Raw genomic sequence first — 13,654 nt, 5'->3', positions numbered from 1 at the left:
CTTCATCGCGCCATTGCCGCCGGGCGCAGCGCGGCCGGCATGGGCGCGGCACCAGGGTCGCGGCATGCCGGCCGCTCGCCGGGGAAGCAGCGATTGGGCCGGTCGAACGGGTTGCCGGTCTGCCGGCGCAGATAGCGCCCGTTGCTTGCCGCAGGCAGCAGCTGTCCCTTGACCTTGAACAGCAGCGCTTCCAGCACCTGGGCATTAGTGGTGAGCGTAATGCCTTCCTGCGGCGCGCCGCTCTTCTCCATGCGGCCGTCATACCAGCCGCGCTCCGGGCTGTAGAGCGTCTGCACCGACGTCATCAGCAGGTCGGTATAGGCCGTGGGCCACAGCGCCCACAGGCCGAACGCGGCGCGGGTCGAGACCATGGCCAGCTTCTCATACTCCTTGCCGTCCGGGCCGACCGTGTTCCATGGATAGCCGGCGGCAAACACCGCATCGTAGACCAGGTAGGGCGGCTCCTTGATCTGGTATTCGGTGCGCGCGGTCAGCACCCCCTCCCTGGCATGGCGCATTTCCTGCGCCCGATAGACGGCATCGGCCATCTTCCGGAAGTCGGCATCCTCGCTGCTTGCAGCCACGCTCTGGCCCGGATAGCGCCAGCCGAATTCCATACCCATCAGCACATGGGGCATGGTCAGCACCGGCGTCTGCACGCCGCTCAGCCGCGATTCCCTGCCGTCATAGCGCACCGGCACGCCATAGATATTGACCGTTTCCAGGTCCGGCCCGCGCCAGCTGCGGCGGGCTTCGAAGCCCCAGGCGGCAAAGCCTCCGGCGGCCAGCTGCTCATAGCCCAGCCTGCCTTCCTGGTAGCGGTTGCGCTTGCCGTTCTCCAGCGAAAGGCCGTGCAGGATGCCGCAGTCATCGATGACCTGGCAGAAGTTCATCCGGAACACCGCCTTGTCGAAGTATTCCTCGTAATGCGGATAGCGCACAGCGACGATCTTCATCCAGGTCAGCAGGCGGCCGGTCTCCACTGCCGACCAGCCGATGTCCGCCGGCTGGTTGGCGTAGTTGACCATCTTGCCCGACAGCGTGTTGTAGACCTTGGCCGGGATGCTGGCCTCGGACATGTCCATGCCCTGCAGGAAGGCCAGCACCTTCGACAGGCGTTCATCGAATTCCCGCTCGTTGACCAAGCCCAGTTCGCGCGCCGCCGTCAGTGCCGCAATGTAGTCGCCCAGGTGCGCCATCGAAAAGCTGGGCGTGCGGTCGCTGCCATTGACCAGGCCGTTCTGCGGATTGGTGTTGTTCTCGAAGTAGCGCCAGGCCACCTTGGCCCACTGCAGCTCCTTCTCGCTCAGACTGCCATAGCGGCCAATGCCGCCGGCATGTTCCGCATAATCGCCGGCCTTCGTGATCTGGCGCGACACCAGGCCGCAGCCGGTAAGCAGCGCTGCCGCCAGCAGCAGCGCGCCGGTAAGCCAGCGCCGCATCAGCATGGCACCCCCTTGCCGCAGGCGCTGCTGTCGGCCGCTACCGGCTGCCGCGGGCCGCCGAAGCGAGTCCTGACGTCGGCGCCATAGAGTTTCGATGCATGCTGCTCCCACAGGCCGCGGCGCTGCTTGCCGGGCTCCAGCAGCGTGCCTTTGGCCTTGTACAGCAGGGCTTCGAGCATGATGCCGTTGTTGTTGGCGGTGAAGGCCTTGATCGGACCCTTGCCGCTTTCCAGCATGGCTTCGTAATAGCCCTTGTCCTTTTCATGCTTGTCCGCGATATGGGCAAATAGCCGGTCGGTATAGTCCGACTTCCACAGCACCCACATGCCCAGCGCCGCCTTCAGCGACACCGCGGCGAATTGCGGCACATACTTGCCCGGCTCGGTAATCGTGTTCCACGGATAGCCGTCGGTGTAGACCGTGTCGTAGACGAAATAGGGTTCCTGGTCCAACTGATGCTCGCTGCGCGCAGTCAGGATGCCGGTGGCCTGGTAGCGGTTTTCCTGGGCCTGGTAGACGCGGTTGGCGAAATCGCGGCGCCACTGCGCGCCGCGCATGCCCGCGCTTGCCGCCTCCGGCCCGGTAGCCCAGCCAAACTCGATGCCGTCCAGCACGTAGCTCTCCGACACCACGTAGTTGTGCTGGGAATACTTTCGCGGGTCGCGGCTGTCGTAGGGAATCTCGATGCAATAGATCGGTATGGTTTCATACGGTTCCGGCGCCGACGCCTGCGCCGTGCCAAAGCCCCACAGGTCGAAACCCCGGGCCGCATATTCCTCATAGCCCAGCCGGCCCTCCTGCACATATTGCACCTTCTTCTGCGGCGACAGCGAGGCGCCATACAGCATGCCGTCGCGGTCCACCACGTTGTCGAACTTCCAGCGCATCACGAAGCGGTCAATGCCATCGGCATGCTGGGGGTAACGGTCCTTGATGATCCGCAGCCAGATCAAGAGCCGGCCCAGGTCGATCGCGGAAAAGCCGATCTCGCCCGGATTGTTGGCATAGTCGGCCTTGTCCATGGTCTTGGCGTTATAGACCTTGTTGGGCAGCTCGTCACGGAAGAACGCCATGCTGTTGAAGGTCTTTATGATGGCGCCAAGGCGCTCATCCAGCACCTGCCGGTTCACCAGGCCCAGCTCATGGGCGGCCACCAGCGCGCCCAGGTAGGAAGCGGTATCCCACAGGGTGGTAGAAGGATAGCCGTCGACCGCATTGACCAGGCCAGTCTGCGGCTGGTAATTGTTCTCGAAGTATTTCCACGCAATGCGGGCCATGTTGCGTTCCTGCTCGGTCAGCGCGCCGGTGCGTCTTGCATAGCGTTCCGCCGGCATTGCGCCATGGCTGCACTGCGCCGCCGCCAGCAGCGGACTGCACAATGCTACTGCAAGCGCGATCTGGGTGAAGGTTGCCTTCAATTCCCCCCTCCTTCCTGCAGGTTCAGCAGCTTGCCGCCTGCGATGAATGCCAGGCTTTCCAGCACGATCGCATTGGTATTGGCGGTAATGGCCTTGTTAGGCACGCCGCCTTCTTCATACAGGCCCGCATAGAAGCCCTTGTCCTTGTCATGCAGCGCCGCCGCCGCCTGCACCAGTTGCATGGTGTAGTCGGACCGGTACAGCGCATGCCAGCCAAATGCGGCCTTGACGCTCATGGTGCGCAACTCCGGCATGCTGACGCCTTTTTCGGTGACCGGGTTCCATGCCTTGCCACCGCTGTATACGGCGTCGTAGAGGAAGTAGGGCGGGCGGTCCAGATGGTCTTCGGTGACCGCGGTCAGCTTGCCGGTCTTTCTGTGGCGCTGTTCCTGGGCCCGGTAGACCCGCCATGCCAGCTCGCGCGAGGTGCTGTCCCAGCCGAATTCCAGGCCGTCCAGCACATAGGGTTCACTCACTACGAAATTGCCAGCGCCGTATTTCTTCGGATCGCGCCTGTCATAGGGCACGCCGATATCATAGATGTCGACAAAGGCAAGCTGGGCCAGGTAGTCCTGCGCGGCATGCACGTCCAGCCCCAGCAGGGAAAAGGTCTTGGCTGCATATTGTTCATAGCCCAGGCGACCTTCCTGCAACAGCTGGGCGCTGCCATCGGGCGCCACGGCGACGCCGTACAGATGGCCCTTCTGCGCCAGACGGCTAGTGTTCCAGCGGCTGATCACCTGCCGGGCCAGCCCGGTATGCTGCGGATAGCGCCACGCGATGATATTGAGCGGCACCATCAGCCGGCCGATGTCGATGGCCGACCAGCCTATGCCGTTCGGCGTCTCCTTGCCGGTATAGTCCACCATGGCCAGCGTGCGGACGTCATAGGACTTGTTGGGCAGCGCGTTGTCGTAAAGCGGCAGCTTCGCCAGTGAGCCCAGCGCCTGGGCCATGCGGCGGTCGAATTCGGCCTGCGGCAGCAGTTCCAGCCTGGATGCCGACACCAGCGCCAGCAGGTAGGAGGCGGTATCCCACATCGTGGCGGCAGGATAGTCCTGCACCGAGTTGACCAGCCCGGTCGCGGAATTGGTGTTGTTCTCGAAGTACTTCCACGCAAGCAGGGCCATCTCGCGCTCCTGCGGCGTCAGCGGCTGCGGCCTGGGCAGGGCCGGCAGGTCGCTGCTGGTGGCGACTGCCGGCTGGCCGGCATAGGCGGCGGGTCTCTCCTCGTCGGCATGGCGCGCGCTTTCACGTTCTATCCAGACGGCCAGCATGGTCGCCACCAGCAGGGCAATGATGAAGACGATGGTGCTGCGCGCCTTGACCAGGTTTTCTGTCATACGGGATGGGCCTGTTGTTGGTCGTTGATGGCCGGTTCGGCCGTTTCCTCCGGCGGCTGCCATTGGGCGGCGCGGATAATGGGGATCATTACGAAGATGTTGTTTGCGCTCCAGACCAGGTTCACCAGCAGCGCCGGGAGCTCATTGTGAAAGCCCAGGCCAAACACCCGGTAGCCGGCATACACTGCGCCGGCCGCCGTCAGTGCGGCCACCACGATCTGCGGTATCACCAGCGGCAGGAAATTGCCTTCCTGCCTTTCCTTGGGTGTCACCGGAAACTTGATCTTCTCGCCCTTGAGCACGGTCCACAGCGCACGCGCATTGATCGAGAAAAAGGACAGGTAAGACGCCTTTCCCTCCCATTGCCATACGCCCCACATGCCGAACATGAAGGCCAGTTCGGTGGCGACGATGAATGGCACCGCGTGCCAGTAGAAGTTGGTGGAATAACTGGACAGCGGCGCAATGCCGGTGAAGAAATAGATGATGGGCGCGGCCAGGAAGACAATGTTCCACACGCAGCCGAAATAGGACCAGAAGGTCGACAGGTACATCAGCCGCTGCGGCCAGCTCATGCGGCCGCGGAACAGCGGATTGTCGCGAAAGAAGATGTCCAGCGTGCCGCCGGCATACTTGAAGCGCTGGATCATCCATGACAGCAGGTCCTGCGGCGACAGCATCTTCGATTCCACTTCCGGATGCATCACCGACTTCCAGCGCCTGTCGATATCGTTATGCAGCACGATGGAAGTATAGATGTCTTCCGAGACATGGAACTTGTAAGGTGTGAACTCGGTTTCCAGCACGACCTGGGTGCGCATCGCATCGCTGAAGTCGGCGCGGATGGCCGGGTCGGGGATCTGGTCGGCATACTTGCTGACCTCCTTGTCCACGCTCAGCGCAAAGGCCCGCAGCGCCGCCTGCATCACGGCCTCGCGCCGGTGCAGCGAGCCGGCGCCGCAGCAGAAGGCGGCATTGGCCCAGTTGCGACGCCGCAGCAGGATGTCATAGAACATCTTGGGGTCGTTGACGAAGGGGTCGCGTCCGACCGGCGCCCGGCCAAACACCCGCTCGATCGCGCTGCCCAGCCAGCGGCCGGGGCGGCCGAGCGACTGCTGTAGGTAAGCCGGCAGCGGCACCCCTTCGGGAATGTCGAAGAACCATTGCGGCGTCTGTACCCAGGCTACGTCCGGATCGCGGAAGTAGCCCATCGTATGCTCCAGGATCGTCGGGAACAGCCGGGTGTCGGCGTCGCAGATGATGATGAAGTCGCCGCCGGTGTTTTCCAGCGCATTGCGCAGGTTGCCGGCCTTGAAGCCGATATTGCTGGCACGGGTGATGTAGTTGACGCCTTCCTCGGCCGCGACCTGGCGCATCAGCGCGCGCTTGCCATCGTCGAGCACATGGATCTTCAGGTCCAGCGGATGCGGGTAACGGATTGCCTTGGCGTCGCGTATCGAGATACGCACCAGTTCCTCGTCCTCGCTATAGGTGGTGATGAAGACATCGACCGCAATCGGTCGGGCCTCGTCGGCCTCGTTGCCGGAGCATTCCGCAATGGTGGCCGGCGGTGCGCGCCGTGGCGTGTCCTGTATCTTCCAGAGGTTGATGGTGAACAGCACCAGGCCGATGTAGGCCAGGGTCTCGGCCAGGGCCAGCGGGATCGCAAACCAGAGGGCGTCGAGATTAAGGGATTCCATCCAGCGCCAGCGGATGTAGTTCGCGCCCAGCACCAGCGCGATGACAGCCAGGAACTGCCAGATTAATTCGATCGTTGGCGAATGTGGCAGTGGAGGAGGCGGCCTGCGATCTTCGAATTTCTCAAAATAGAATGCCAATTAGACTCCCCGTAGCGAGCGTTCAACCCGGCGGGTCGGTGCAGCTGACCGTCCCGGATGGCGGCGCTTGCCATGCGGGCGGCACTGACTGACCGATGCCGGAGAGGACATCAGGTCTGCTGTACTTTCTCAGAAATCCGCACGCGGCTACTACAGAATCTGCATGACCGTTGACGGGATCGAAATATCCCGGCTTTCAGACGCGGGAGGCGCGCTGGTTTGCACGGCCAGGCCTTATTCGCCGGCGGCGCTCGCCTGAACGTGTTTCACCATGCGCAGCAGATTGCTGCCATCGGCCGATTGATAGTCGATCTGGTCGAACGTACTCTTCATCAGCGACAGGCCCATGCCGCTTTCGGGCAGGTTGGCGATGTCCTCCGGATCGAAGTCGAACACGGCAAGGTCGTCGCCGAACAGCGCATCGCTGGAGATGGGCTTGCCCTGATCGCGCAGCTCGATCGTGATGACGCCCGCCGACAGGCTGTAGCTGACTTCAATGACGCCTTGCTCGCTGCTGCCATAGCCATGCTTGACGATGTTGGTCATGGCCTCGACCACGCCAATCTCCATTTCCGACTTGGCCTGTTCCGGCACTTCCGGCGGAATGAAGAAGCGCAACGCCTGGGCCACGCGCGAGACGTCTTCCAGCGTGGCCTCAAACATGAAACTGGCACGCCGCACCGGCTTGTCGCCGGGCAGTGGCATTGATGGCGTAGTGGGATCGGTCATGGCAGTCAGGCTCGCTGGACAGGGGGTTGATTGCGATGTGCGGCGTCGTATTCCAGCGCCAGGAAGGTCATGTCGTCCTTGGTTGCGGCGGGGTCCGGGTTCCATTCCAGCAGCGCCGACTCCAGCGCGGCCTTGACCTGCGTCAGCGGCGCGTCAGCCTCGCGCCGCAGCAGTTGGGCCAGCCTTTCAGCGCCGAATTCCACACCGTAACTGTTTTCGGATTCGGTGATGCCATCGGAATACAGATAAAGCCGCGAACCGGGATCGAGGCGCAGCCGCAGCACTTCGAAGCCCGCCTTCTTCAGAATGCCGATCGGCAGGCCGCCATTGCCGATCACCTGCAGGCTGGCGCTGCCCTGGTGCCAGACCATCGGATGCGGATGGCCCGCCTGCACCAGTGCCACGTCGCCAGTATGGGCATCGAGCAGGCCGTAGACCATGGTCAGATACATGCTGGTCGGATTGACGCGATAGAAGCGGCGGTTGAACTCCTGAACGATCCTGGGCGCCGCCGCGCCCAGGTTGAAATCCAGCCTGCGCAACAGCTCAAGGGCTTGCAGGCGATAGGAAAACAACTGGCGCTGCACATCCAGTGCCAGTAACGCTGCCGCAACGCCATGGCCCGATACATCGATGATGTGGAAGCAGACATGGCGTTCATTGAGATTGAAGTAATCGAAGATGTCGCCGCTCAGGTAATGCGACGCGCGGAACAGCCAGTCGAAGCGGGCGCTGCCTATCCAGCGTGGCTGTGGCAGGAAGTGGAACTGGGTTTCCCGCGCCAGCTTGAGTTCATCATCGAGCTGGTTGTAGGCCCGCGAGAGCTGGCGGTTGCGGCTTTCCAGTTCGGCCTGCAGGCCCAGCCTGACCTGCTCGGCATGCTTGCGTTCGGCGATGTCATGGCCGACTGAAATGATGGTGTCGAACTTGTCGAACTGCAGCCGCTGCAGGCGCATTTCGAGCTGGTCGGGCTGCGTTGTGCCATCCGCATCGCGCGGCCGTTCGACCTCGACTACTGCCCGCGCGATCTGTCCTGACCGCACCTCGTCGAGCAGCCGCGCTGCCGCCGAGTTCGGAGCTGCCGCCACCACTTCGGCCAGGGTAGCTTCCCTGACGTTCCTGCCCAAACTGGCGGCGGTGCGTTCCATTGCTGCGTTGGCATACACGCAGCGCAGGCTTCTCGCATCGGCCAGCATGATCTCGTCGGGAATCTGGTCCAGCACCTTGCCCATGAGCTGCATGCGGGCGTCCCGCTTCCTGGCCTTGATCAGCGAGGCCACCACATGCGACAGCTGCCGCAGCGACTCCAGTTGCCAGTTCGAGAGCGTTGCGGGCTGGTCCGACAGCACGCACACTGCGCCGAGGCGGTGGCCTTCCTCGCTGACCAGCGGCACGCCGGCATAGACGCGGATGGCCAGATCGCCGGTCACCAGCGGATTGCCGGAAAAGCGCTGGTCAACGCTGGCATCAGGCACATGAAAGACGTCTTCCTGCAGGATCGCATGGCTGCAGAAGCTGATGTCGCGCGAGGTCTCGCGTCCGCCTTTCCATCCATAGGAAGCCTTGAACCATTGCCGCTTCGCGTCGACCAGGGTGATCAGCGCATAGGGCACGCCACAGATCTTGCCGGCCAGCGATGCAATGTCGTCGAAGACCGGGTCGAGCGGTGTATCGAGCAGGTCGTAGCTGTAGAGATTGTCCAGCCGTTCGGCTTCGTTTTCCGGTAGTGGCGCAATTTCCATAGAGGCGTGCAGTGGGTAGAGGAGGATTCCTGTCGGGCTGTCATGGTTGGTCGTTCCGGCCAGGCGGCGCTTGACGTCTTGCGCGGCTTGCGGCCGGCTCAAATCCTTTGGCGGATTATCACCGGCCTTTTCTGGCAATGACGCCGGGGCGGTAATGATTCATGTGTTTGAACAAGCATTTCGCAGGAGGCTGGCGTGAGGCGACCCACGCTGCCAGCTGTTGCCACACTGTCCTGATGACGCGTTGATCCATTGCGCTACGTCGTCTCTTATCTGTGGTGCGGACGGATGAATCGCCCCGGGTTTGAACTGACCCCCAAGAGTTGGACATAACCCTGGAGGTTTCATGAGGACGTTCGACATTAAATTCAAACGGAAGGTGGTCCGTGACTACCTATCTGGAAAGGGAGGATACAAAATCCTCTCCGCCAAGTACGACATCGCTGATAGCCTTGTCAGGACTTGGGTGGGAGCCTATCAGCATCACGGTACTGCTGGGCTTCTGCCTTGGCGATCCAGTCAATGACCGGTAATGCACATTGTATTGCTTTACAAAGTTGTCAATTTTGCGGATTGGTTCTCTAACGGTTTAAACAAGTTGCGACGTAGCGCTCTCTGCGTCAGCAGCTTAAAACAGCGTTCAATATGGCTGAGCTACGGGGTGTACGTCGGCGTGTAATGCACCTGATAGCGGGGACGCTGCGCCAGCTAGGCCCGTACTTTGGGTGCTTGTGCGCGGCGTATTGTCGATCACTAAATGGAGGTCCAGCTCTTCAGGAACCCTCTGGTCAATATGGCGCAGAAATGACAGAAACTCGTGGTGCCGGTGCCGGTGCCGCGCCTTGCATTGCCCGATGACGTAGCGGGTTATCACATCCAGTGCAGCAAAGAACGTAATGGTATCGTGCCGATAATAGTCAAGGGTGATCCCTTCGACTTGGTCCAGACTGACTGGCAAGGCCGGATGGCCGCGCTCAATGGCCTGAATCTGGCTCTTCTCATTCACGCAAAGAACCAATGCCTTATCGGGAGGATTGAGGTATACGCCCGCGATGTCGCACACTTTCTCAACGACGAAGGGATCAGTCAAAGGCTTGAACGACTTGCTGCGATGGGGCTGCACGCCGAACAGATGCCGGTAGCGTTGCACCGTGCTCTTGGAAATGCCAGTTTCTTTAGCCGCCAAGAGAACGCTTCAGTCCTTAGCTTGCCGGGACTTATAGTTAGGCACCTTGTTGAGTAGAGTCGCTACGCTGTCATCTTCATAGCTCCATGGGCGCCGGAGACAGCTGATATCATAGTAGCCGTCGATTCCTTGACTCAGGTAGCGCTTTCTCCAGTAACCGACGCTGGGCAGTGTCAAGCCAAAATGCTCGGCGACGGCGGTATTGGAGTGGTCTTCGGCCGACATCAGGATCATTTGCGTTCGGCGCACCAAGCTATGCGGCAAGAGCGGCAATGTGCCACGACTTGCAAGCTGGCATGCTCCTGTTCAGAGAGCTCGATCTCTGCGTTCTTTGGACGTCTTCGTTCTATTGCCATACTCCTGTTTTGGTAGCACAGCCAATTAAGGTTGCAGCTTATGAGCAAGGCAAGCGCAACTTGCCTTATAGAAACTCTGAACATTCTTCGATTCTGAGATTTTTCTAGACGATAAAGGCCAGAATCTAGGATGGAAGGCGGTCTGCCGTAATTTATACCCTTATAGGCGCTGGCGCCCATTTACGAGCGTGATAGCGTCTTCAGACGATGCTTTGCTAGGGAAAGGTTGGTCGATGCCAGCGCGGTGAACGCGGAATACATATTCTTTGCCAGCCCCAGCGATTTGTCGAGGCCAGAATGTTTAACTGGCGTTGTATTCTATGCAACTCTAAGCAATTTCGTTGCAGTTTGGTAACCACTATCCTAGAATGTAGAACAATAATTTTGTTGCCGCATAAAAATTCTTTCAAGTTATATTATTTATCGTTTGGAGCTTATAAGCTTGGCATTTATGTTTTAGCGATGTGCCCTTGGTACCCTCGCATCCCTATTCAATAGACGGAAGTTCTTCTTCGATGGCACTCGATACGCAGTCGTTCCCCATGAACCGGTGGTGGGCACAAGCAGGTCTAAAGGCAGTACAGTCTAATCCTGCAATTTTTAGCAATGCGAACAGACGCATGGCACGAAAGGAATTGCTTGCAGGAGCAAATATGTTGACAGCCATTAAAAATTGGCTGTCAGCGTCAAAGTTGATCAAAAAGGATGGTAACGGTTTTGTCGTGGGCCGTTACGGCAAGGCCATCTTGGAGAATGACCCAACTTTTCAGCGCTCCTCAACATGGTGGGCGTTCCATTTATTACTGTGCCTTTCAGAAGACGCTTACCCGTATCACGGAGTTTTCGTTCAACTTGAACCTTCGGTGCGCACCTATATCGGGACCAAAGCGCTGGTTGAAAGGGTTTCCGAGGTTGAAGGCAACGATTTAAGGGTTGGGACCCTTGAGACTTACCTTGACGGCATTTTAAAAACCTTTGGTCGTGATGGCGCTCTCGAAGGGCTCGGCTTGGTTGAATCCCGTATTGATCGTGGCGCTAGTGATGACAACGTATTCTGGCGGCTTGGTGCCCCACTAGTCCCAGATGGTGCCATCCTATTCGGTATTGCGCTCACGCGTGAGCGTTTTTTCCCTACTCGCATATCGGTTGACTTCAGCGAGTTAATTGGAATGCATCTTGATCATTACCTGCTCACCTCGCAAGACGCATTGCGAGCCCGCATCAAACAGCTGTCGTTGAAAAACCTTGGACTGCAATACACCACGAATGCCAACTTAGATTCACTATCGTTCGATCCGCTTTTCACCGCTGAGTCAGTATTGATTACCTTCTTGCAAGAAGGAGCGGACACTTGGATGTAATCGAATTGGAAAGCGCGCTCCGGCGATTTCTCGTAGACCGGGCTAGCCATTCGCCGCCGCCTCGCTATATCGGGGTTGCTTTTTCATCAGCTCGCCAAGCCGACTTAGAAATTCTTAAGTCTAAATTGTCGCAGCTGTTGCGGCCGGTAACTGTATGGAGCAAACCTGGATCAGACGGTGCTCCTCATGTTCCGATATCGCGAAACAAATTTTGTGCGCGCCTATTCTCTGAACCTCATCCCAACGGAATAATTGTCTACTTGCCAGAAGAATGGATGGTCGGATGGTCGATCGCAGACAGGCGTGTATTCTGGGCAAATCTCGCAGAAACGTATGGGAGAAATCGAGTTTTTGTGGTGTTTACAGGTACGGCAGCTACATTGGCAAACGTAGAAAGTTACCTAAATCGGACTCAATCGCTTGGGCCTGAAATTCACGTCTACATATCAAAATACGAAAACTAGCATGAAACTCAGTGAGATCGTCTCAATTCGCCGCGAGCAGGCTGCCATCGTCTTAGAGGATGGACTAAAAAACAAAGCACTGGCTGGTACTTTCACCCCAACACAAGCGTCAATAACAATTTTGAAGAAGTTGTTACGGGCGGTTGCCCCGGACGCAGCGTTCAATGAACGCGCATTTAATTGGTTCGGCACTTACGGCGCAGGGAAAAGCCGTCTTGCAGTATTGGTCGGCCAAGCATTAAGCGGTGGTGTGGGTGGCTCCGACTTCGAAACGTTCTTGAATCGTTTGGTAGACATGAATGAAGGGGCATTGGCGAAGTCACTAAAAAGTAACTTTTTGCCGCCAGAGGACGACGACGCGCGCCCGTATTTCGTTGTGCCGCTTTACGGCAATCGTGCAACCTCGGTACAAGCCGCATTGGTGGAGGCACTGTACACTTCCCTTGTTAGCTCTGGGTTCGACCCGGCCAAGCTAATGCCAAAAACGGCATTTGATGTTGCGTTGGACAGGATTGCCAAAATGTTGGAACAATCCCCGGCGTTTGCTAGCGAGTTCTTGCCAAAAAGAAATATAGGCGATCAGTATTTGCAGCTCTCAGACCTTCAGGAAGCGCTACAAAACCGAGAAGCAGCAGCACTTGATTTCTTCGTGAAATGGCACAAGGCAGTAACGTTTGGTATCGAATTTGCACCTGAAAACTTTGGAGCAAAAAGTTTCCACGCCATTTATTCGGATGCTGCCGCCGCTCTGCAAAAGAAAAACTATCGCGGGATCGCAGTTATTTGGGATGAATTTGGGTATGCGTTGGAAGACATGCTCACCAACAGTGCGCGCAACCCGCAGGCAGAAATCCACGATCTGCAGCGATTCGTTGAGCAAGTTTGCACGCCATCTCAAGGTCATACTCTATTCATTGGCCTAACGCACGTGTCTTTAGGTGAATACGGTCCGCGCCAAGGGGCAACGGAGGGCGTGCGGGAAAACCTGACTAAAATCGAAGGGCGCTTCACCATATTGAAGGTCGAGATGAAGGCCGCTGAATCGGAAGGCTACCATTTGTTAGCGGCGCAAGTGGCTAAGACAGAGAAGGGCAGGGCGGCTTTGGATGCCAATCGCGAGAATGCGACGAAAGTAATCGATGCATGCCAGCGCCTAGAATTGTTTTCCCACCTAGGCTCAGAGGTAGAATTTGTAGCGAAGCAGTGTTACCCACTACATCCAGTTACAACCGCCGGTTTGCTAGCTTTATCAAACAACTATGCGGCAGCAACACGCACTGCGTTCCATTTTCTTCCAGAACTCGAGGACCGTGGCCGGTTAGATATAGACGTACCTCAAGACACGTTATACCGTCATGAGTTGGTTCGTATTCCCGAATTAGTCGAATATTATGGCGAACGTATGCGCCGCAGTGGACTCGAGGAACAACTCGATGTGCATTATAAAAATTTGAGTCAGTTAGAATCGGATGGAGCGGATGTACAAGATATTGCTGAGCGGCAGAATATCATGTCAACGATTTTCCTTTCTTCGGTGCTTGCCGCGGGTTTTCAGCCAAACGACGAGTTTCTTTCGGCTGCACTACATGATGCTCGGTTTGATAACCCGGAATGCGAGGGTTTGCGTAAGGCGTTGTTGTGGCTAAGAGCATCTAACAAAATGAGTTTTTCAAAATGCGCCAGCAAATAAGGGCGCAGCCCAAGTGAAGGAATGCTTCATGAATCGAGGGCAGTCGTTCGTAGCGTACGCGCAGTCGCCGGAATTGATGCAA

11 protein-coding genes and 1 pseudogene are annotated in these 13,654 nt (G+C 58.2%); 3 read left to right on the top strand and 9 right to left on the bottom strand.

Annotated features, from left to right (window positions below):
• Window positions 1-2: 2 nt before the first annotated feature.
• The 6 genes from IGW04_RS21635 to IGW04_RS21610 form a co-directional block, all read right to left on the bottom strand.
• Entirely contained in the window at window positions 3-1,448 is a 1,446-nt protein-coding gene (locus tag IGW04_RS21635; RefSeq protein WP_194715178.1) for a DUF3131 domain-containing protein, read from the bottom strand.
• On the bottom strand, window positions 1,442-2,863 hold the full coding sequence (locus tag IGW04_RS21630) for a DUF3131 domain-containing protein (RefSeq protein ID WP_228527301.1): 1,422 nt from the start codon (window positions 2,861-2,863) through the stop codon (window positions 1,442-1,444). Before IGW04_RS21630 ends, IGW04_RS21635 begins: the two co-directional genes overlap by 7 nt.
• Window positions 2,860-4,206, bottom strand: coding sequence for a DUF3131 domain-containing protein (locus tag IGW04_RS21625; protein WP_194715177.1), 1,347 nt, complete (start codon window positions 4,204-4,206; stop codon window positions 2,860-2,862). Before IGW04_RS21625 ends, IGW04_RS21630 begins: the two co-directional genes overlap by 4 nt.
• Window positions 4,203-6,044: a glycosyltransferase family 2 protein gene (locus IGW04_RS21620; RefSeq protein ID WP_194715176.1), complete on the bottom strand. Its 1,842-nt coding sequence runs from the start codon at window positions 6,042-6,044 to the stop codon at window positions 4,203-4,205. The genes IGW04_RS21625 and IGW04_RS21620 overlap by 4 nt, the downstream gene beginning before the upstream one ends.
• A 234-nt stretch (window positions 6,045-6,278) precedes the next feature.
• A complete protein-coding gene (locus tag IGW04_RS21615) occupies window positions 6,279-6,773 on the bottom strand; it encodes an ATP-binding protein (protein WP_194715175.1) in 495 nt (164 codons plus the stop codon).
• 5 nt (window positions 6,774-6,778) lie between these two features.
• On the bottom strand, window positions 6,779-8,515 hold the full coding sequence (locus IGW04_RS21610) for a SpoIIE family protein phosphatase (RefSeq protein WP_194715174.1): 1,737 nt from the start codon (window positions 8,513-8,515) through the stop codon (window positions 6,779-6,781).
• A gap of 346 nt (window positions 8,516-8,861) precedes the next feature.
• Between IGW04_RS21610 and IGW04_RS26260 the strand changes: the two genes are divergently transcribed.
• Entirely contained in the window at window positions 8,862-9,041 is a 180-nt protein-coding gene (locus IGW04_RS26260) for a helix-turn-helix domain-containing protein (RefSeq protein ID WP_194715173.1), read from the top strand.
• 114 nt (window positions 9,042-9,155) lie between these two features.
• On the opposite strand, the gene IGW04_RS21600 is transcribed toward IGW04_RS26260, so the two are convergent.
• Both IGW04_RS21600 and IGW04_RS26255 read right to left on the bottom strand, forming a co-directional pair.
• Complete coding sequence (locus tag IGW04_RS21600; protein WP_194715172.1) at window positions 9,156-9,701, bottom strand: hypothetical protein; 546 nt, start codon at window positions 9,699-9,701, stop codon at window positions 9,156-9,158.
• Window positions 9,702-9,710: 9 nt separating this feature from the next.
• Window positions 9,711-9,926: a helix-turn-helix domain-containing protein gene (locus IGW04_RS26255; protein ID WP_407672160.1), complete on the bottom strand. Its 216-nt coding sequence runs from the start codon at window positions 9,924-9,926 to the stop codon at window positions 9,711-9,713.
• 646 nt (window positions 9,927-10,572) lie between these two features.
• On the opposite strand from IGW04_RS26255, the gene IGW04_RS21590 reads away from it, so the two are divergent.
• Window positions 10,573-11,418: a DUF4007 family protein gene (locus tag IGW04_RS21590; protein WP_194715170.1), complete on the top strand. Its 846-nt coding sequence runs from the start codon at window positions 10,573-10,575 to the stop codon at window positions 11,416-11,418.
• A 465-nt stretch (window positions 11,419-11,883) separates the two neighbouring features.
• Window positions 11,884-13,572 (top strand): hypothetical protein, encoded by a 1,689-nt coding sequence (locus IGW04_RS21585; protein WP_194715169.1) that lies wholly within the window; start codon window positions 11,884-11,886, stop codon window positions 13,570-13,572.
• Here the strand turns inward: IGW04_RS21585 and IGW04_RS25910 are convergent.
• Window positions 13,535-13,654: pseudogene (locus IGW04_RS25910) on the bottom strand (IS5/IS1182 family transposase); the annotation flags it as partial. The gene IGW04_RS21585 and the pseudogene IGW04_RS25910 overlap by 38 nt on opposite strands.

Origin of the sequence: Noviherbaspirillum soli, assembly GCF_015352955.1 — a bacterium.
In the GTDB taxonomy this organism is placed as follows: Bacteria; Pseudomonadota; Gammaproteobacteria; order Burkholderiales; family Burkholderiaceae_D; genus Noviherbaspirillum_A; species Noviherbaspirillum_A soli.
Note: the sequence above shows the minus strand (reverse complement) of the source record. Positions and strands in the feature narration are given on the sequence as shown.